Source organism: Microcoleus sp. AT3-A2, from assembly GCF_036705685.1.
Lineage (GTDB): Bacteria > Cyanobacteriota > Cyanobacteriia > Cyanobacteriales > Microcoleaceae > Microcoleus.
Window position 1 is genome coordinate 1 of record NZ_JAUBVF010000085.1, and the last position, 20,501, is coordinate 20,501.

The 20,501-nt window shown below is 46.6% G+C and carries 16 protein-coding genes; 5 read left to right on the top strand and 11 right to left on the bottom strand.

The genetic code is table 11. The features are described from left to right. Window positions 1-373: 373 nt before the first annotated feature. The 9 genes from QUB37_RS27245 to QUB37_RS27285 all read right to left on the bottom strand — a co-directional run bounded on the left by QUB37_RS27245 (window position 374) and on the right by QUB37_RS27285 (window position 13,068). Window positions 374-598 carry a hypothetical protein gene (locus tag QUB37_RS27245; RefSeq protein WP_333168144.1) on the bottom strand — a complete coding sequence of 75 codons (225 nt, stop codon included), beginning with the start codon at window positions 596-598 and terminating at the stop codon, window positions 374-376. 242 nt (window positions 599-840) lie between these two features. Then, complete coding sequence (locus QUB37_RS27250; RefSeq protein ID WP_333168145.1) at window positions 841-1,584, bottom strand: low-complexity tail membrane protein; 744 nt, start codon at window positions 1,582-1,584, stop codon at window positions 841-843. 387 nt (window positions 1,585-1,971) lie between these two features. Beyond that, window positions 1,972-5,142, bottom strand: coding sequence for a translation initiation factor IF-2 (infB, locus tag QUB37_RS27255; protein ID WP_333168147.1), 3,171 nt, complete (start codon window positions 5,140-5,142; stop codon window positions 1,972-1,974). Between the two features lie 416 nt (window positions 5,143-5,558). Then, a complete protein-coding gene (locus QUB37_RS27260; protein WP_333168149.1) occupies window positions 5,559-5,840 on the bottom strand; it encodes a YlxR family protein in 282 nt (93 codons plus the stop codon). A 272-nt stretch (window positions 5,841-6,112) separates the two neighbouring features. Further along, window positions 6,113-7,396 (bottom strand): transcription termination factor NusA, encoded by a 1,284-nt coding sequence (nusA, locus tag QUB37_RS27265; protein ID WP_333168151.1) that lies wholly within the window; start codon window positions 7,394-7,396, stop codon window positions 6,113-6,115. A gap of 284 nt (window positions 7,397-7,680) precedes the next feature. Then, complete coding sequence (gene rimP, locus QUB37_RS27270) at window positions 7,681-8,148, bottom strand: ribosome maturation factor RimP (RefSeq protein ID WP_333040953.1); 468 nt, start codon at window positions 8,146-8,148, stop codon at window positions 7,681-7,683. 485 nt (window positions 8,149-8,633) lie between these two features. Further along, window positions 8,634-8,783, bottom strand: a complete 150-nt coding sequence (locus tag QUB37_RS27275) for a thiamine S protein (protein ID WP_333168153.1) — start codon at window positions 8,781-8,783, stop codon at window positions 8,634-8,636. A 71-nt stretch (window positions 8,784-8,854) separates the two neighbouring features. Continuing rightward, complete coding sequence (locus tag QUB37_RS27280) at window positions 8,855-10,231, bottom strand: response regulator (RefSeq protein WP_333168155.1); 1,377 nt, start codon at window positions 10,229-10,231, stop codon at window positions 8,855-8,857. An 11-nt stretch (window positions 10,232-10,242) separates the two neighbouring features. After that, on the bottom strand, window positions 10,243-13,068 hold the full coding sequence (locus QUB37_RS27285; RefSeq protein WP_333168157.1) for an ATP-binding protein: 2,826 nt from the start codon (window positions 13,066-13,068) through the stop codon (window positions 10,243-10,245). 569 nt (window positions 13,069-13,637) lie between these two features. Here QUB37_RS27285 and QUB37_RS27290 point away from each other — a divergent pair. Further along, window positions 13,638-13,805 carry a hypothetical protein gene (locus QUB37_RS27290; RefSeq protein ID WP_333168159.1) on the top strand — a complete coding sequence of 56 codons (168 nt, stop codon included), beginning with the start codon at window positions 13,638-13,640 and terminating at the stop codon, window positions 13,803-13,805. A gap of 47 nt (window positions 13,806-13,852) precedes the next feature. Here the strand turns inward: QUB37_RS27290 and QUB37_RS27295 are convergent, their stop codons facing one another. Then, window positions 13,853-15,304 (bottom strand): hypothetical protein, encoded by a 1,452-nt coding sequence (locus tag QUB37_RS27295; RefSeq protein WP_333168160.1) that lies wholly within the window; start codon window positions 15,302-15,304, stop codon window positions 13,853-13,855. 607 nt (window positions 15,305-15,911) lie between these two features. On the opposite strand from QUB37_RS27295, the gene QUB37_RS27300 reads away from it, so the two are divergent. Both QUB37_RS27300 and QUB37_RS27305 read left to right on the top strand, forming a co-directional pair. Beyond that, complete coding sequence (locus QUB37_RS27300; protein WP_333168162.1) at window positions 15,912-17,411, top strand: GUN4 domain-containing protein; 1,500 nt, start codon at window positions 15,912-15,914, stop codon at window positions 17,409-17,411. Between the two features lie 218 nt (window positions 17,412-17,629). Next, a complete protein-coding gene (locus QUB37_RS27305) occupies window positions 17,630-17,893 on the top strand; it encodes a hypothetical protein (RefSeq protein WP_333168163.1) in 264 nt (87 codons plus the stop codon). A gap of 128 nt (window positions 17,894-18,021) precedes the next feature. Here the strand turns inward: QUB37_RS27305 and QUB37_RS27310 are convergent, their stop codons facing one another. Next, on the bottom strand, window positions 18,022-18,549 hold the full coding sequence (locus tag QUB37_RS27310; RefSeq protein ID WP_333168165.1) for a P-loop NTPase family protein: 528 nt from the start codon (window positions 18,547-18,549) through the stop codon (window positions 18,022-18,024). 356 nt (window positions 18,550-18,905) lie between these two features. Here QUB37_RS27310 and QUB37_RS27315 point away from each other — a divergent pair, with 356 nt between their 5' ends. Both QUB37_RS27315 and rph read left to right on the top strand, forming a co-directional pair. Then, on the top strand, window positions 18,906-19,472 hold the full coding sequence (locus QUB37_RS27315; RefSeq protein ID WP_333168168.1) for a nucleoside monophosphate kinase: 567 nt from the start codon (window positions 18,906-18,908) through the stop codon (window positions 19,470-19,472). A gap of 124 nt (window positions 19,473-19,596) precedes the next feature. Next, a complete protein-coding gene (rph, locus tag QUB37_RS27320; RefSeq protein ID WP_333168170.1) occupies window positions 19,597-20,313 on the top strand; it encodes a ribonuclease PH in 717 nt (238 codons plus the stop codon). Window positions 20,314-20,501 lie beyond the last annotated feature (188 nt).

Here is a 20,501-nt window from a genome sequence, read left to right on the forward strand (position 1 = left end):
AGGTAGGCACAGATATTTTTCCTACACTGAATGTATGATAATCCTTAGTCATTAAAGCCAGAACTGCGGAATGTGGGTTATAAACTGTTCCGGCAACAGTCACCTCAATAGATAGCGACCGGAGTCGCTTTGTATGGTGGGTTTCAGGCTAATTTTCTCTTGATTTCTCTGAGAGTCTGCTGCAAGTAGAATGCGGCAATTAATCCCGACTCAGTAAGGAGAAATACTGTCCCCTGCAATTTGATCTCCGAAGTTGCGATCGACACTCACTCTCGACACTCACTGTCGGTACTCACATAGCATATTGGAGGGGATGCCAGCAGAATTGGGCTATAAAATTCACAAACCGTGACAATATTTGGTTTTACGGCACTCAGTAAGCCAAAGTTTCTAAAGTTTCCCGCAGATAGGAACGAACCTGCTGATCGATGGTGGCATTTTGCTGCTGACGCTCAAAATTGAGTTCTAGCTGCCAGCGTTGAAATCCTGAACTTGCGCCGATCGCGGATTTGAGATTGCCCCAGATTTCAGAATCTTGGCACAGCTCGATCGGCTCTGCGGCTTGAGGTTCTTCTGCGATCGGTAGATAATTCGCCATATTTTTATACCTCTGTTTTAATCCCCTGTAAGGATTGAAAGCTGACCTTGACACTCTCTATTATAGATTCTTCTCTCCAAAGAGCCAACATAAAATATCCACAACCTGCGGTTAAAAATTAAATATTAAGACTATTAATAATCTCTATCCAAAGATGGGCCTTACCTATTTTTTTTCACAGCATACATTTGTAAAAATTAAAGTAGCTTAAACTACAACTGTCCCCCTCTTAATTTTCTATTTCACTTTTTTTCGCTCGACTGTTCCGATAGAGATGTAACGCCGTTGGTGTCAGCAGGTTTTCGGTTAACAATACTGCCGACTGACGAATTCCCTATGCCCGATGCTGCTGGCCCAATTGACTCTGCGGGTGCAGCCACAGCGGCAATTGTCTCGGCTGCCAAAGTCGGCAAAAGTCGATCGACTTGCCAAGGCGCGATCGTAAAATCCTGCCGAATTTTTTCTAAAACATGAGGTTTTGTCGCTGCAAATTCTGATTCCGGCGTCAGCAAAACCGCCATCACACTAGCAGACACCTGCAAAAACAAATTGCTAGCTAAAAAAGCAGCAACTGCCAACAACAATCCAGCCCACCGCCAGGAAGGAGGAAAGGGAGCCACCGAAGCCGCGAGGGGAGCCAATCGGTAGAGTTGCCACAAAATTATTGCCAGCAAAACAGCGACAAAAAGAGCGAGTCCTTGATTTAACTTAGTTTTAAACCGAGTCAGAATCCGCTGCTGCAAAGAAGTTAAATTCTGCGGTTTGACCGCCACAACTAAAATACTAAAAATGTAAAAAGGGCGGAACCACTGCATCCACAGCACAGGAACAATACCGGCTACAGCCACTAAAAATATTTCTAACCAGACAGGGAGCAGGGGAGAACCCACTGCGAGTCCCAGCAAGCACAGTCCCAGGAAAATCGGCAGTGTAGCCGCCCCAGAAAGGTGAATCCACAAAAAAGGATCTGACCAAAAAGAACGCACTTTAAATAATTATGAGTTATGAATTAGGAGTTTTGAATCTTGGATTTTGAGATTTTGGGATGCACTCTTGACTCTGAAATCCGATGCTAGGAGTAAATATTTAGCTATCAAACCAAGGACTTAAAAGCAGAAATCTGGTTTATTTCGGTAAGTCTTATTTGAGCGAGCGAATTTTAAATTTTAAGCAAGGGTAAAGACGATTAGGAAGTTCTTAATTCCTTCTTCTTTCGGTCAACTGTCAACTGTCAACTGTCAACTGTCAACTGTCAACTGTCAACTGTCAGATGAGTTTGGGAGTATTGAGTGAAGAGAAGAGTTGCGAGCGATCGGCAATTTAGTGGCCTTCACTCAATACTTCTCTTCCAACTCAATACTCACAACTCAAAACTATTGAGAGAGAGTCCGGCGCTTAGTAACCATCCGGTAGGCTTCAATAATATCGCCATCCGCCCAGTCGCTAAACCCGCTCAAGGAAATGCCGCATTCAAAGCCAGCATTGACTTCCTTGGCATCTTCCTTCATCCGTTTGAGGGAGTCAAGGACACCTTCGTAAACGACATTGTTGCCCCGGCGCACCCGCACCTTACAGTTACGGATGACTTTGCCAGAGAGTACCATACATCCAGCCACAGCCCCGCGACCGATCGCAAAGACAGCGCGCACTTCGACTTGACCCAAAGGTTCTTCCACCAATTCGGGTTCCAGCAGGCCTTCCATCGCCCCTTGAATATCATCCAAGAGGTTGTAGATGATGCCGTATTCCCGCACATCTACCCCCGCTTGGTCAGCGGCGAGGCGAGCGTCGGTGGCGAGAGTAGTATTGAACCCGATAATTACAGCATTACTGGCTGCAGCGAGGTCAATATCCGTTTCGGTAATTTCCCCAGGAGCAGATAGCAGCAGTCGGAGTTGAACTTCTTTTTGAGGAAGTTGAGTCAGAGCGCCGACAATTGCTTCTAGAGAGCCTTGGACATCTGCCTTCAAGATCAAGTTGAGTTCTTTGAGAACGCCTTCCTTAGCTTGTTGAGAGAAGCCACTGAGGCTGATCCGACCGCCTTGCAGCAGGCGGGAATCTCGTTGGGAGGTAGCTCTTCCAGAGGCGATCGCTGCCGCTTCTTTTTCGTTTGCGAAGACATCAAACTCGTCTCCGGCGCGAGGAACTTCCCGCAGCCCTAGCACTTCCACCGCGAAGGATGGAGTTGCGTGCTCTACGCGATCGCCCCGGTCATCGATCATGGCGCGCACCTTGCCCAAAGCCGAGCCTGCGACCACAATATCGCCCACTCGCAGAGTGCCGTTCTGCACCAGCAGAGTTGCCACAGGCCCCCTTGCCTTGTCGAGGTGAGCTTCAATCACAGTACCCTTAGCCGGTCGGTGCGGGTTTGCGTTGAGGTCTTCCATTTCCGCGACTGTCAGAATCATTTCCAACAGCGTATCCAGGTTTTCACCTCGGATCGCGCTGACTGGAACCATCGTGATATCGCCGCCCCAGTCATCTGCGACCAAGCCGTACTCAGTAAGCTCTTGCTTCACGCGTTCCGGCTGAGCGCCCTCCTTGTCAACTTTATTGATAGCCACGACAATTGGCACTTTCGCCGCTTTCGCGTGGCTGATCGCTTCAATTGTCTGGGGGCGCACGCCGTCGTCGGCCGCCACCACCAAGATGGCGATGTCCGTAACCCGTGTTCCCCGAGCCCGCATCGCTGTAAAGGCTTCGTGACCGGGCGTATCCAAAAATACCACCTGCTGGCTCTTGCCTTCGTGTACCACATCCACGTGGTAAGCACCGATGTGCTGGGTAATGCCCCCAGCTTCTCCCTGAGCCACCTTGGTTTTGCGGATCGAGTCGAGCAAGGTAGTTTTGCCGTGATCCACGTGTCCCATAATCGTTACCACTGGGGGACGGCGTTCGAGGTATTCCAAATCCGCTGCGTCCAGCATCTCGATCACTTTGATAGCTGGGGCTACTTTTTCTGGGGTTTCTACCTCTACGCCCATTTCTTCGGCTACCATTCTCACCGCTGAAATGTCCAAGGTTTCGGTAATGTTGACCGCAATACCTTTAGAGAACAGCCGCTTAATAATTTCGGTCTCGGGAACTGCCAAAGTAATTGCTAGTTCCTGAACGGTCATCGGCCTGCTTAGATACAGCTTTTCTGGACGTTCTACCTTAGCTTCGGCTGTTTTGCCCCGGTTGCCGCGTCCCCCACTCGAACCAGAAGAAGAACTTTTATCGTGAGAAGGGCCCGGTCTTTTATTTTTTCCACTGCTTCCGGGTGCGCCCGGAGTTGGTGTTGACTTGGGTGCTGCTTGTGACTTCGCTTTAGCTGGGCGGGCTAGGGACAGGCTGACCGTGACTGGTGCTGGCATATCCAAGCCGTTTTCTAAGTCATCGTCATCGTCATCTATGGGTTTGAGGCGACTACGTTGTTTTAGTTTGGCAGCCTTGGCAGCTTTGGCAGCATCTGAGTTTTCTTCGTCGTCTTCTTCCCAAATGACCGAAGTCTTTTTGGCAGGACGAGGGAGGGAGGGCCTTTCGAGGAGAAGAATCCCCGAGTCCGGCGTATTATCTTCTTCATTGTCATCAGTGTCATCCCCTGCGGCTCCGCTGTCACCACCACGGCTGCGTAGCCCGGTAGCTGACGTTGCGGGGGCAAGGCTCCGGCGCGGGCCACCGGGCTGGGGTCGATCGGCAAGTGGAGTTTTGACTGGGCCACCAGCGCCCTCCCGGCGCGGTCTTTGCGCGTCGCGAGATTCGGTAGCCGAGCCCGGTGCAGGTCTGCTGGGGCGGCTCGGTTTAGCCGGCGCTTCCAGAGTTTCTGACTGTCCTGATTGCTCTTGCTCGGTTTTTGCAAGTTTGAGTACCGGCTTGTTTCCCAGATTTTGTGGGCTACGGCTAGCCGACTCGGACGTCGCTCTGACTGGCGGCGACGTGAGCTTGGCCGAGGGTGCAGGAGGGGCGATCGGCGATTGCTGGGTGCGTTCTGGAGCCTTTTCCGACGGCGGTTGAGGTGCCGCAGGTGCCTGAGCCTGGGCGGTGGTTTCCGGGGCGATCGCACCTACATTTTCCGACACTTCTGACGGCGCCGCCGCCACAGCGGCATTTGGCTTCGACAGTACAGGTCGATTGATATTCGGTTTAGCTGGAGGCTGGAGTTGTTGAGCTGCAGGCGACTTGGGAGGAGTTGCCACGGTTGCCGCAGGCTGGTTTTTGTTCTCCTCGTTGCCTGCAGGCTGGGAGGAAGCACCAGCCGGGCGTACTTTTGGACTGCGTATTTCTAAAATTTGCTGCTTTTTTTGTTGGTCGTTAGGGTGAGGGCCAGATTCTCTAGATGGCGCTGCTGCTCTTTCGGGTGGAGCTGGCTTGCCGGGGGAAGAGTGGCTACTGGCTACGTATTTTTCCGCCGTTTTGCGAATGCGCTCTGCTTCGGATTCTGTAATTGTGCTGCTGTGGCTCTTGACTGAAATATTGAGCCGCTCGCATACTGCCAAGATGTCTTTATTATCCAAATTTAGTTCCCGTGATAATTCGTAAATTCTTACTTTGCCGTTGTTCATCCACTCTGCCCTCTTTTATGCCAACCAGTTTTTACATTGTGATTTTTTGTGCTAATGACGACATCATTCGGTGTGATTGATTCAGTGTCAGGAATCGGGGTTGCGGTACTCTCTCAGCAATTTTATCTAGAAAGATGCAACTCGCTGAAGTCTGCGGTTGAAGAATTCTCAAGTCTGTTTGGCAACATGGAACTCCGAAGTCTGAGTTTTGGCAAAAACCACTCTCTCAAGCTTCAAAGTTTGCCTTTCCACCTTGAGGATACCTCTGCTAGTACCCTACCCTTATCTAATCTGACACAAATCTTTCCAGACTGGTGGGCAGATCGGATTGGGGTTTTATAGCTGGCGCTACCGGTAATTACTGGTAGGGCTGCCAAGAGGGTTTATACAGTCGATGCCGAACTATTGTCGGTTTTTCATCCGGGTGAGCCAGAGTAAGATGTACAGTCAGATGTGGCTAAACGCTGCCAAAGTGTTTGGTACAGTTCGTCAGACACAGGCGCTTTGAGCGATCGCCCAAGTCGATTTTTTTTCTGAGCTGCTTTGAGGCATTCTGTTTCCCGACAAAGGTAAGCAGAACGGCCCATGCCACGATCTAATTGTACCTGATGAGAAGGATAGAGCCTGACTACTCGCCAAAAAGCTTCCTTATGAGCTATTTTTCGACAACTTGCACAGCACCGGTAGTTCGGTTTCATTTCTTCTGAGAGGGGGAGAGAGGGGAGTAGGGGACAAGTCCTGCTTGTCTCCCGAAGAGAGAAAATCTTATGACAAGGACTCAGAAGACAGAATTCAGAATTCAAAGTACGCTATGCCCTAAGTCAGGGATAAGGGTCACGGAAAGAATTTTTTGTGTTCCACGATTAAAATCGGAGGCTTTTAACCTCGATTCTCCATCCTGTCGCACAGAACCCATTCTGGAATTCTGGCTGTTGAATTCTGAATTCTTCTTCGGTAAATGTCACTGTTTTTAGACAGCGGCTTCGGTTTCCTCCGTGGCTGCTGCCTCCTCTTCCCCAAATTCTGCGGTTTCCTCGTCGTCGTAGTCGCCTGCTTCCTCGTCGTAGTCGTCTGCTAGTTCTTCGAGCCTAGTTGCTTCTGCTGCCAATTTGCTGTCTTCGGCGGCGCGATCGTACTTAGCAATATCTTTGATATCGATTTTCCAACCTGTCAGGCGGGCTGCGAGGCGCACGTTCTGACCTTCTTTGCCAATGGCAAGACTCAGTTGGTCTTCAGCGACCAAAATGTGAGCTCTCCTGCCTTCTGGAGCAACCAAACGCACTTCATCTACTCTAGCAGGACTCAGAGCGTTAGCAATATAAGTTGCTGGGTCTGGAGACCAGCGGATCACGTCGATTTTTTCGCCACGCAATTCGTTGACTACTACCTGAATCCGCGATCCCCGCGCTCCGATGCAGGCTCCTACAGGGTCTACGTCGCGATCGAGAGTATCAACTGCTATTTTAGTCCGGGGGCCGACGTGCCGGGAGGGCGGATTTGCCTCCCTGGCTACGGCGACAATCCTCACCACCCCGTCTTCTATTTCTGGTACTTCGTTAGCAAACAGGTAAACCACCAAACCTGCGTCCGCTCTAGAAACAAGTAACTGCGGCCCTCTAGTAGAGCCTTCGCCTACTTTTTTGAGATAAACCTTGAATGTAGCGTTGGCCCGGTAATTGTCGTTGGGCAACTGTTCGCGCTTAGGGAGTTCGGCATCTACTTCTGGCTGACCGAAGCTGCTGGTAACTGCTAAAATTACCGACTGCCTCTCAAACCTGAGCACTCTCGCTTGAAGAACGGTTTCTTCTAAATCTTTAAACTCTTCTTGAATCATTTTGCGCTGTTGGTCGCGCAGTTTTTGAGCGAGAACTTGTTTGGTCTGGATCGCTGCCATGCGACCAAATTCTTTTTGATTTGGTGTTACGTCTACGAGCACGATGCTCCCAGGCTGAGCTTCAGTGGCTACTTCTTGCACTTCCGTAAGTGAAATTTCGTGATCGGGATTGATGACTTCTTCGACAATAGTTTTGTTGGCTAAAACGCGGAAACCTTCTTGTTCTGCGTCGAGTTCTACATCAAAGTTGTCGAAGTATTCTTCGCTGAAGTGATCGAGTTTTTGGGTACGGCGGTAGCGTTCGTATCCTTTGAGCAGGGCTTCTCGCAAGGCTGCTTGGACGGCGTGTTTGGGTAAATTGCGTTCTTTGCTAATACCTTCGACCATTTCTTTTAGTCCGGGCAGGGGAACCATTGACATATAAAACTCTCCTTTTTTGCTGTGGTAATAAGTAACTGGTAATCGGTAATTTGTACTTGAAAAGTTTCAAGGAAAAGTGATGACAGAGGAGTGATGAGTTACTGGATAGTATTAGGGAAGCTAGGTGCTGTAACAATTTATTTGTTGTTCCTCTTCAACCCGCTGCTAAAGATGTGATGGTTAAAAATTAACTCGCAGCCAAGCGTTTTCAGCTTGCTGCGAGGCAATCTCACAACTCACAACTCAAAACTCAAAACTCAACACTCAACACTCAAAATTTCCCTTTACATCTCCTTTCCTTCGTCTAGTTCAACTTTGACAATCTGAGGGCGGGGAATTTTAACCTGTCGCCCTTTTTGATTGAGATAAACCGCTGTTTCATCCCGGCCCAGGAGTAGTCCTTTCCACTCTTTGATTCGCGAGTCGGGTTCGGTGGTTTTCGCTGTCACGGGGAAACCTTTAAAGGTAATAAATTCTCGATCGCTGCTGAGCAATCGGGATATTCCGGGACTGGAAATCTCTAGCACGTAGGCATCGGGTATGATGTCGGCTGCCTCTAACTCAGCATCGAGGGCTGTGCTCATGCGCTCGCAGTCGGCTAAACCAGTGTCTTGTTGGAGGTTGCGGATGTCTACCCGCAAGACGGGAGGATTTTGGTTGGTGTGAAACACTGCTCCCACTACTTCCAATCCCAGTGTTTCCGCAACGGGGGTAGCTAAGTCAATGATTTGTGGGATTAGGGGATGAGTCATATCGAATACTTAAGTTAAAACTCCTAAACTCGGACACGGGCAAGGAAAAATTTGTTGTTGAGATTGCTTGGTTTTGAGGTGGTTTGATTAGGTGGCTGCGACTTTCGTCTTCAACTTTGGGACTTACCCAACATCCCAGCAGGGATCTCAAGCGGGGGGGTACCCCTACTAAATCAGTCCTCAAGTTGCAAGTCAGACGCCCTGAGCTCTTTTCCTGCGACTAATGCAACAAAAAAAGTGGGCTTGACCCACTCCTAGGTAAAACAATTTCTTCCAAGAAGTTTGAGGACTTCTTCTGATCGAAGGCAGGCCTCAGTTCTCAGTTTAGCTCGATCGCCCGCCCGGTGACAAACCGATCGCCCTCGGCCGACTGTCCGAGGGCAGAGGGGGATAGCTGACAGGGGGAATGAGGAGGACTTGATCGCCGTTTTGGAGTGGGGCGAGGGCAAATTCCTGGTGGATACCGTGATCGGGTGCGATCGATCCTAGAACAGGGGGGGAGTGACACTCAGACTTTCTAGGACTTGCGATACGGGAGTTTCTTTAGGAAATTCTAATTTCACTTCGGACAAGCCCTCTGCTTCTTGATAGGGGGTGAAGAGTTTGACAGTGATAGTGATTAATAGATTAGACATGGGCGATCGCCAAATTAACGGTATATTGACAAAACAGCCAAACTAAGATTCACCATAAAAAATCCCCATTACTAATGCTGAATTGGAAGCTCAATTACAAACTCTACCCCCCATTCGGGCGAGGAAATGCAAGTCAGCTTACCACGATGTTTTGCTTCTACAATCTCACGGCTAATAGACAAACCTAAACCTGTCCCTTTACCTACTGATTTAGTAGTAAACATCGGCGTGAATAAATGCTGCATTACTTCCTGAGTTATGCCAACCCCATTATCAGCAATCCGAATCACCACTCTGTCATCCTGAAGCATTTCAGTGCAGATCCGAATCTGTGGAGTGTCATTGCTCTGTTTCTTTTCCCCGCACAGCGGACAACTAATCGTAGACTCTTCTAAAGAATCAATTCCATTCGCCAATATATTCATAAATACCTGATTAAGTTGCCCCGGATAACACTCGACTAGCGGCAAATCCCCATACTCTTTAATCACTGCAATTCCTGGGAAACTTCCTTTAGATTTCAGTCGATGCCCTAAAATTAATAAGGTACTATCAAGCCCATCGTGAATATTCACTGGCGTTAGTGCCGATGTATCCAACCGAGAGAAATTACGCAGTGACATAGAAAGATTGTAAAGTCGCTCTGTTCCTATCGCCATTGAATCAATGATTTTTGGCAAATCTTCCACAATAAAATCTAACTCAATCTCCTGGGACTTATCCTCAAATTCTGATGTCGAAGTAACGTTGTGCTGGCAAAGCCGAGTCATCCCGATCAAATCGGCAATATATTCCTTGGCAATAGGGATATTATTGGAGATAAAACTAACGGGATTGTTAATTTCATGAGCCACCCCAGCTACAAGTTGACCAAGGCAAGCCATCTTTTCACTTTGAACGATTTGCACTTGAGCTTTTTTAAGATTATCCAAAGCTTGAGAAAGTTCAGCCGTTCGTTCTTCCACCCGTTTTTCTAACTCCTGCGCGAGCTGATGTAACGCTGCTTCTGCTGCGAGCCTGTCTTCTATTTCCTGTTTGAGAAGTAGATTTTGGTCTGCGAGAGTTTTAGTCAAAGAACGTAGTGTTAAATGGAGGTTGACGCGAGCTAACACCTCCTTTTGTTCAAAAGGCTTAGTAATGTAATCCACAGCCCCTAGATTAAAGCCTTTGACTTTATCTCCTATGTCAGAAAGAGCAGTCATAAAAATTACCGAAATTTCGTTCGTCAAGGGACTTGCCTTGAGGCGATGGCAGGTTTCAAACCCGTCAATTCCTGGCATCATCACATCTAAAAGAATCAAATCAGGTTGAGTATATTCAGCCTGTTCGATGGCAGTTTCACCGTCAGTTGCTACCAATATCTCCCATCCCGAACCCGCTAAAGCTTCAGAAAGCACATCCAGATTGCTAGGATTATCATCGACGATTAAGATGCTACTTGTTTCCATATTGGTTGCCTTCATTCTTTTTGTATTCTGTGGGATGTGATAAACTCTTTGATTTTTTTGACCTGATAGCCTTGCGCTAACTGGCGCAGCTCAACAGCAAAGGACACAAATTTCTGATCCAATTTCTCTATGTGTTCACTGCGCTTAACAATTCCTTTCACGTTGCCTCTCATCGCTAGTTCAAGTAGGAGTTCAATTTCTCCGGGCGGGGGAGCAACTACAGAATTGGATTCAGAAAGTGATTGAAGATATGATGAAAAAGGAATAGCGCTGATTTTTTCATTCTTTTTTTCCTCATATATCCATTCAAGTTTTAAATATTTTTGCAACATCTCAAATAGCTCTTCTGCCTGCACAGGTTTACCGAGAAAATCGTTTGCTCCCCCCTCCAAACTTTTATGTTGGTCGGTAGCAAATACACTGGCAGATGAAGCAATGATTGCCACGTCTATATAGTCTGACAAATTTCGGATACGGCGCATCATCTCAAACCCATCTAACACTGGCATCACTAAGTCAGTGATAATCAAATCGAACTGAAACTCTTCTACTTTTTCTAAACCTTCTTGACCGTTTTTAGCTTCGGTTACTTCAAAGCCGAGGGGCTCCAGCAGATTTAAAATCACCGAGCGATTTTCCCATTTGTCATCCACAACCAAAACTTTCTGTTTTCTACCTTGGTAGCCAACCAGCTTTCGTTGCTTGGCAATCGTGGTTATATTTGCCCAGTCTGTCGCTTCCCGTAAATCCAAATCTAGCCAAAAAACACTGCCTGATCCTGACTGACTTTTGACTTGAATGGTACTACCCATCATTTCCACAATTTTCTGGCTAATTGTTAAACCGAGTCCGGTTCCTTCCGCCTGACGCTTACTGTCTCCTACCTGTTCAAAAGGCAAAAATATTTTTTTTAATTGTTCCGGTGTCATACCAACGCCAGTATCTTCAATTTGAAACCGAATTTTGTGAATTGGTGAGGCTGGCTTTTGGTCATTGCTTTGTACGTTTTCACCTGTCCCCTTTTCCAGATGTTCTATCTTAAAAGTCACTCGTCCTGAGTCGGTAAACTTTATTGCATTGCTCAGTAAGTTAATTAGTACCTGTCGCAAGCGTTTCTCGTCAGCGTAGATGCCAGCAGGAATTTCCGAACTGGGTTGATAAACAAAAGCAATTCCTTTTTGTTCGGCTCGGATGCGGCAGATTTCCGCGACTCCCTGCAAAAAGGAAGCAAAATGGAAATCTTTCGCGTACAGTTCCAATTTCTGGGCTTCAATTTTAGCGAGATCTAAAATGTCATTGATCAGGGTTAGCAAATGGGAGCCACACTGGTGAATGATAGTGATGCCTTGGAGTTCCTTGGGAGCCATCGTTTTCGATCGTTCTAGGATTTGAGCGTATCCTAAAATTCCATTGAGTGGTGTTCTCAATTCGTGACTCATATTCGCTAAAAATTCACTTTTAGCTTGGTTGGCACTATCAGCGATTTGTTTGGCTTCCGTGAGTTCGGCGGTGCGTTCTTCTACTCGGATTTCTAGCTCGGAATTGGTCTTGGCTAGGGCTTCAAAGGATTCGCGCAACTGTTGTGCCATAAGGTTGAAAGACTGACCCAGAACTTCTAGTTCTTCTACGCCTTTTACCTGCACATTTTTCTCTAAGTCGCCACTGGCGATCGCCCTAGAAGCTTCGCTCAAACGGAGAATCGGGCTGGTAATCCAACGTGCGGTTAAGATTCCCAGAACGGTAGCCAGCGCCAAGGCTCCCAAACACAACAAAATGGTAGTCTGGGTATTGGCGTTAATTTGATCCATGAAATCGCTTTCAGGAACTACTACGACGATCAGCCAGTCCAATCCTCGGCTATCCTGAAAGGGCATAACTTGGAGGAATTCCCGCTGGCCGGCGATCGTAAAATCCAATTGCTGAGAGCTATTAATTTTAGTGAGGTCGCCAAAGTGTTCTTTTAAATGCGCTGTTGTCAGCCGGATTAAATCATCTGTGCTGTCTAAAGCATTCAGGCGATCGAGTTTGCCATTGTTGGTGATAAATGCTTCTTTGAGAGTTGAACTGCCTACTAGGAGTCCAGAACGTTCCATAATGAATGTCTGTCCCGATCGACCGATTTTTAAGCTTTGTAGAAAGTCACTGAGGAAAGAGATCAAAAAATTAGCAACGAATACTCCGCGCAGTTCGCCATTTTCGCCATACACTGGATGTCCGGCAGGGAGGGAGAGCGTTTTCTGACCTGTAAGTGGAAAAATTTCGCTCCATGTGGGCTGGCCTAACCGTACACTGTCTTTATACCATGAACGGTTGAGTATATTGTTGCTAGGAGAAATTTTTAATAGCTTTGTTTGATTGCCTTTGCTATCCGATTCATAAATATGAAATTCAGTACGACTATCCTTATCTACTCTTTTAAAAAATATTTGGCTATTCTCTTGGCGTTCAATGGCGATGAACTCTCCCGTTTTAGTAGCAAAACCCATCTGGGGCAGAGAAGGAAAGGCTTGAAGTTGCTCCCACAAATAGCGCTCCATACTCTCCAATTCGTCGGGATTTAAGTATCCTAGGCGAAGGGCATTGGCATTCAGTTGATTGACGCGAGGGGCTGTATCTAGGTATGTGTTGAGCTGCTGCTGGATGCGGGTCGTAATTTCACTCCGCAACTGGCTAGCAACTTCGTTGACTGCTTTTTGCCCGTTGCGTAAGGATAGCCAGCCTGTCAGCCCGACGGCGGCAAATATTTGCACAACGAATGGCAATACTAAAATCAGGCGAAGTGACAGCTTTTTTTGAGAACGGTTTGACAGAAAAGTGGTTGGAGATGTGTGTGACATTGATTGGTGTTACTCCTGGGGTAACGAGTTTGCTGAAAAATCTCAGTCGATGTAGTGAAGAAAGGCTGAGGAAATATATATTGAAAAGCAATCTATAATAGTTAGTGAAATTTTTTAGATAGGCACTTGCTTGAGCAAGCATGGCTATTTACGTGTTTTCTATGAAATCGTTATAAAAATAGCTGACTAAAGATACTGACGCGCCTTATTTTCTTCCTAGCATTATTGAAAAATGTTAGCCTTTAGGAAATCCGTTGGCCATCCTATCTAATAGATTACTTCGTTTAGGGCTATTTGTAGTAGTTTTTAACTTTACTTTACAGATTGACTCTAAAAAGTAGATTCTCATCAAACTTACATATAAATTGATATAATGTACGTCTAAAAAATTGACAATCAAGCATCCAGGATACAAGCCCCCGCATTCATTCCTTCGCAGACTCAGGACCCAGAAAGAAAAAACCTGTATCCGATGAAACTTGCCCCTCGAATTTATCCGTGGGATCAATGCTTCAATCTAAAATCTAAAATCTAAAATCTAAAATCGATTGACCTTTCTCACTAAAAACATGACACGCCAGACCGCTGAGAACCCTAACGGCGGTCTAACTCACTACCGCGCTGAAGATGTCATGCACAACCCTGGAGATGACTCTCGTAGAGAATGCCGATCGCACATGAAACTTTACAATTCCAGCAAGTTTCATGTGCAGGAGTTACAGCAGGGTAATTGCTAATTGCTAATTGGGGACGAAAAAAATAAGTAAAGTGGTGGAGACTTGCCCTAACGCGGGGCTATCCGTTGCAGTTCTTTGGCTTGTTCTAAAATTTTCTCGAAGTCTTCTTCACTCAACCGCTGAATGTAGTTGATTTTGAACTCTTCTAGGAAGTCGCACAGCAGCAGTTGTATTTCTTGCCAGGTTTGCTGCTGTTGCAGTTCGGTTCCTAAAGCTTGCCCGAAATGTTGCACTAGCTGGCTTGAGAGTTTGATGCCTATGGGGTCTTCGCTGGCGATTTTGAAGGCTTCATAGGCATCTTGGGGGCCGAGGGTGGCTAATTTTGAGAGTTCTGCAACTAATTGCTGTGCTAGCTGTTCGGGCAGGTTTCCCAGGCCGGGTACTTGCTTCCATCCTTGATAGAGGGGGGATTGTTTGAGGAAGCTTTCAATATTGTACCGGAGGAGGGCTTCTAGGTCTGGCTGGAGTTGGGGGAGGACTTTGTAGACGGTTATTTGGACGAGATGGGTGGCGATCGCTTCTATTTCATTGATATTGTTGATGTCTAGATAGCGCTGTTTTTGGGATTGAAATAGTTGACGAGCGAGTTCGCCTGTGGTGATTGATTGTTGCATCTGGTTGATGAGTTGAATTACTACAACTTCGGTTAATTCTTGGGCGAAGTTGGCAACGAAACCTCGGCTGATTTGGGTGCGTATGGGTTGGAGATCCGGCATTTTGGCTTGGTGGATACGAATTGTGACGGGTAATATTCGCAACAAGCGCCAGAATGGGAGCATCAGGAAAATGTCGTACCATCGCCAGAGCATGGCTGCTCGCCAAGTGACGCTGCGGTGGCGGCGGCTGATCAGGTAGGTACGGGCTAGAAATTCGATCGCGAATATGGCAATGAATGGCAGGTCGATTAGCCAGAAGTTGTCGGTGAACTCGCCGTTTTCTCCGATCTCGCGGTAATAGTTGGTGGCGATTAATGGCTTGATTTTGGCGTCAAACCACTTGATTTCTTTTTGCCAGCCTTGTTTGTTTAAATAGTCTTGGCTCCAGAATGTTTGGAATGATTGTTTAGCCGAGTCTTGCGGATTCGGGACGCGATCGCGCATCCGGTCTTTTATTTTTTCTAGGGTGCCACTTTTTGATGCTACTCGAAAGGGATCTTCGTCGATCATTTTCGCGCTCAGATTGTTTATTTCCTGCAATTTGGCTGCTACTTGGAGAGAGGGCAACCCTGTTTGCACTACTTGAATTTTTAATTCTTCTAAGGTTTCTAGATATTGCTGGGTGTCCCGGTGGGGTTTAATTCCTTTAAATGGGTCGTATACTTGAGTTACAACTGGCAGTTGCCGGAGGTAGAAATCTCGGCCGGAGACGTAAGTTATGTCAAATAATACTAGGCTTAAATTTCCTAGGGCGACCAGTGCCATGAACCGCTCAAACCAGGGGACTTTTGGTGATTTTATGCGGGAGTTTGGAGTGGGAGAGGGCTGTAGTTTTGGTGTCACTGGCGATTCCTAATTAAGTAGACCTATGGAAATAGATGTAACTGGTAATAGCTGAAAAAAGGAAACAGGGAAAACTGGTTAATTGTCGGGTCGCGTTCGGATTACGATCGCGGAAGCTAGTCTTTATTTTAACGTGCGTTTGTTGGGGAGTTTGGGATTGTTGATTCTGCCTGGTTAGGTAATAAACTATGCTGCTAAAATATTAAAGCCTATCGAACTTGACGGAACCTGTGGCTCCCCTTAGTGTGCTTCTCTCTGGCAATAAAATTATATCTCAGGGGGAATCCTAAGTTTTTTTTGCCTTGCAGAGGTAAGTGGGCTGGTAATAAATTACTATTTCTGTTTGATATACGGGCTATTTGACCGCTAAATCAAATGTATTGCACGCAGCGGAGTCGAAGGTTAGATATGGACTTCGAGTTTGAGGTCAAACCCTCAAGAGAGTTATACTTGCTCAGGGGCAGTCTGGTGAGCGCCCCCTCTGAGCGCGAGGGTGGCTGCCGCCTCCGTAAGGTTCGAGGTCTCGCCTCTACAAAAACCAGCTCGCGATCGGACTCTTGAATAATATAAAACCCTGAGTATAATTTTGTTCGCATTTGTTTAATATATGACATACTGCCTTAATCTCGATTGCCCAAGAGACAAGCGTCAGAACCCACCAGGCACAAAGTATTGTCTTAATTGTGGTTCAAAGCTGCTGCTAAAAGACCTTTATGCAGCAACAGAACCGCTGCGCGATGGGGGATTTGGCAGGACTTTTCGAGCTGTTAATCATGGAAAATTTGAGGAATTGTGCGTGATTAAACAGTTGTCACCCCCTCAAGAGTTTCAGCGGAAGCCCGGTCATTTTAAAAAATATGTTCGACTGTTTGAACAAGAGGCAAGGCGGTTGTACGAACTGAAGCACCCGCAAATTCCTCAGTTAATTTCTTATTTTGAGGAAGATGGGCGCTTGTATTTAGTACAAGAGTTTATTGATGGAAATAATTTAAAGGATGAGTTAGATAAGTACGGTGCTTATAGCGAAATTAAAACTTGCGAACTGCTGTTAGATTTGTTGCCTTTATTGAAGTTTGTTCACGACCGAAATGTAATTCACCGCGATATTAAGCCTGAGAATGTGATCCGCAGATCTCGCGATCGTAAGTTAGTGCTGATAGATTTTGGGGTTTCTAAACAGGTAGTAGCTGCTGCTCCGACCAAAACAGGAACTAAGTTGGGAACTCCCGGCTACGCGGCTCTAGAACAGCGTCACGGTAGGGCTGTTCCTGCTAGCGACCTTTATAGTTTGGGGGTGACTTGCATTCGCTTGCTGACTTCTGTTATGCCTTATCTGGATATCTACGGGGACATTCACGATGACCTTTACGATCCGCTTGAAGGCCGGTGGCTTTGGAGGGAGGCTTTGCCAAAAGGAACACAAATTAGCGACGATTTAGGTCAGGTTTTGGATAAGTTGATTCAGGAATATGTTAAAGATCGCTACAAATCGGCTGTGGAAGTTTTGGATGCTTTAAAACCTCCTGTTGTTGTTGTCCCAGTCCTGGAAAAGTCGCAGCAGACAACTGTTGTTAGTCCTTCGATACCGACTCAACCTGTGAATGATACTCCGCTAGTTTCTGTGAATTTAGAGTCGGAAAAAGGTATCGATTATTCTCACTTAGCCAGGCTGCTGGCTGCTAAAAATTGGCGTGGTGCTGATGAGGAAACTTCTGTGAAAATGCTGGAGGTGATGCAGCAAAATTCACGGGGTTATTTGAGTGAGGAAGATATTAGGAAGTTTCCAGCTAAGGATTTGCAGACTATCGATCAACTTTGGGTGCGATACAGTCACCGCAGATTCGGTTTTTCTGTGCAAAAGGGTTTGTGGCTCAAGTTGGGGGGAAAGCCTGGTGTTTATGATGCTACAGTTTGGGAGAAGTTTGGCGATCGAGTGGGCTGGCGAGTTAACAGCCAGTGGGTATACTATTCGGAGCTTAATTTTACTTCTAAAGCAAAGCCGGGACATTTGCCGGGGGGGACTGTTTTTGGGTGGGAAGGCGGGGTTTTGTGCGGTGTTTTGGGTTTGGGTGGGATCTGGTTTTTGCTGTCGCGGCGGGATTTGTAGAATGAAGGTAGAAGGTAGAAGGCCGAATTTATTAGTCAGGCTGCCTCCCAAGCGAAGTCGAAGTGTTAGTCATGAAATAGTTTTGAGTTGGCAATTAAAGAGTTAAGAAGTTTTGAGTTTAATCATCTGTTATGTAGAAAATAGCTCTAAAAAAAGCGAAAAATAAGATATAATCCCAAACCCTTTTTTTTGTGCTATGTTCTTAGAGAAAGGCAAGTTTGCAAAGTCAAAAGCCAGTCCTCGGCGGTGGCCAACCATGGGGACTGGCTTTTGCTCCAATTTACCAAGGAGATTTATTTAGTATGTTGCAAGAAAAACGTCTCAAGCCGTGGACTATAGTTCGCTCGCTTCCAAATGTGGAAAAGGTGGTTGTGGGCGAGTTTCGCAGTTGGTCTGATGCAGACGGTCACTTGAAAATTCTCAAGCGGATGGTGCCGGCGGATCGATTGAGTGTTGTGTTCGATCCGGTAGTTCAAGCGTAACGTCGCTGGTAAATTGATCAGCGTGCGATCGCTCTTTGAGTTAAGCGATCGCCTCTTTTTTTAGATCCTGTTTTTCTACATAAAAAATGATCCCGCTAAAAAGGAACTCGCAAATTGAATCATTGTCCTTAACTGCGGCGAATTTCAGTAATTTGATCGGCAACATCCAAAATTCTTTGCGGCATGGATGGCCCGGTAAAAATCATATCCAAATGATGCGGCTTGTTGTCAATCAATGCCACCACTTCGGCTTCGGGAATCAAGCCCAAATTAACCGCTAAACTCAATTCATCGAGAATAACTAAGGCATAACGGCCTTCGCGCACCGCATTTTGAACATACTGCCACAATTGTTCGATCGATCGCGTTTCCAGCTCATTTAAATCAGCATTCTCAATGCAGCGTGACAAATCGCAGCGAACCCAATCTAAATTTTGCCCCAGCCGCACCGGATGCTGATGCCCTTGATTAATTCCCCCTTTGAGGAACTGCACCGCTAGCACGGGAGCTCCCTGTCCTGCAATTCTGAGGGCTTGAGCCATGACACTGGTAAAAAAGCAGCGGTGCGGGCCTGTAAAAACTTGCACCAGCCCTTGAACTGTGTAGGGCAAGCTGTGGTTTAAATTTAGTTTAGGGGTTTGTAACTGAGCAACCATAGGGCAATATTTAATCAGAAACTAAGTCTTGAGTGCAGCTCCGACCTTGGCGCGGCTGAAGCCTGCTTGACAATATATAGTGTACGGGGCCGAGTGCACATCGGATCGAACACTATATATATAAGTTGTCAAAAGCTCGCGGCAGTGGCATTCGCAGTCATTTGTTCAATTTTTGAACTCAATTAGCACTTACGCAGAAACGGGGTTTTTTACCAAAATACGGCGTGGAGCTTGACATTTATACAGTTATAGGGTAAAAAACCAAGGTGATGAGAGTCTCGCTGCGTCCAGGGCTTTTAAGAAAAGGTACACACATCGCGTAAAATTTGAATGTCGCGGCACTAGGAGCAGAGACTGTGAGAGTAGTGATTCTGGGAGGGCCAGGAGCGGGAAAGGGAACTCAGGCTGAACTACTGTGCAGCAATTTGAGCCTTCCTTTGCTGGCTGTGGGGGACATTCTACGGGAGGCGATCGCAGAAGACACAGATTTAGGCAAGCTGGCGGTGTCTTATGTCGAAAAGGGGGAATTAGTTCCCGACGCAACTATGATTGAATTCTTTCGCCGCCGACTGCTGCTGTGGGATGTCTTTAATGGCTGGGTGTTGGAGGGCTATCCGCGAACGGCTTTTCAAGCTGAAGAATTGGATTTTTTGCTGGAGGATTTGGCTCAGAAGCTAGATTGGGCGATTTTGTTGAAAGTGCCGATCGAGGTTTTGCTGAGTAGATCGATCGAGCGCGATCGATCGGATGACCACCCTGAAATTTTACAGCGTCGGCTCGATTTGTTCCACGAACGCACTATTCCTCTTTTAGAGTATTACGAATACCGCAACAAACTGTTAACTGTGGATGGCGATCAATCTCCAGAACAAGTCCAGCAGAATATTCTCACATTGATCGAGGCTAAAGGTCAATACTCATAGCATTTTATATTTTCCATTTTAGGTTGACTGACTGCTTATTTAACGAATCAAAAAAGATCGGAAGATTAATATCCTATTTTCAACTTTTAATACCCACTTAACGATTACCAATCACCTAAATATTATGTCTTTCCAGCGTCCAGACGGCAGACAACCAAATCAAATTCGTCCGATTAGTTTCGATCGAGAGTTTACCAAATTTGCTAGCGGTTCTGTACTCGCAAAAAGTGGCGATACTCAGGTACTTTGCAGCGTTACAATCAAGCCGGGAGTGCCGAGGTTTCTGGAGAATACTGGACAAGGTTGGCTAACAGCGGAATACCGAATGTTGCCAGGATCTACGCCGCAGCGACAAGAGCGGGAATTTATGAAATTATCGGGACGGACTCAAGAAATTCAGCGGTTGATTGGGCGCAGTTTGCGATCGTGCTTGGATATGCAACTATTGGGAGAACGCACAATACTTGTGGATGCCGATGTTTTGCAAGCGGACGCTGGGACTCGCACGACTTCAATTACTGGCGGGTTTGTGGCTGTGGCTGATGCTTTGAACAAGTTGGTGCAAAAAGGTGATTTAGTGCGATCGCCCATTATTCGTCAAGTGGCGGCAGTGTCTGTGGGGCTTTTGGAAGGCGAGCCATTTTTAGATTTGAATTATCTTGAAGATGTAGCGGCTGAAATTGATTGTAATGTGGTAATGAATGGAGATTTGAACATCATCGAAATTCAGGGAACTGCGGAAGAAGGAAGTTTCAGCCGGAGTCAGTTAAATCAAATTTTGGATGTGGCAGAAACCGGAATTCAGGAATTGTTGGAGGCTCAGCGGCAAGCTTTGGTTTAGATAATTCGGCGGTTGAAACCGCATCTACACAAACGAAGTCCACCTTCGCGGACTAAGAGGGTATTTATGTATCCAAAACTAAACTTCGTCGCTCTTACCTATTGCCTTTCGCCTGTCGGGGCGACAAGTCGTCTATAACGCTGATAGAATAAGCCTCATAGCTCTTATGCCTTGTTGATAATTAGGTA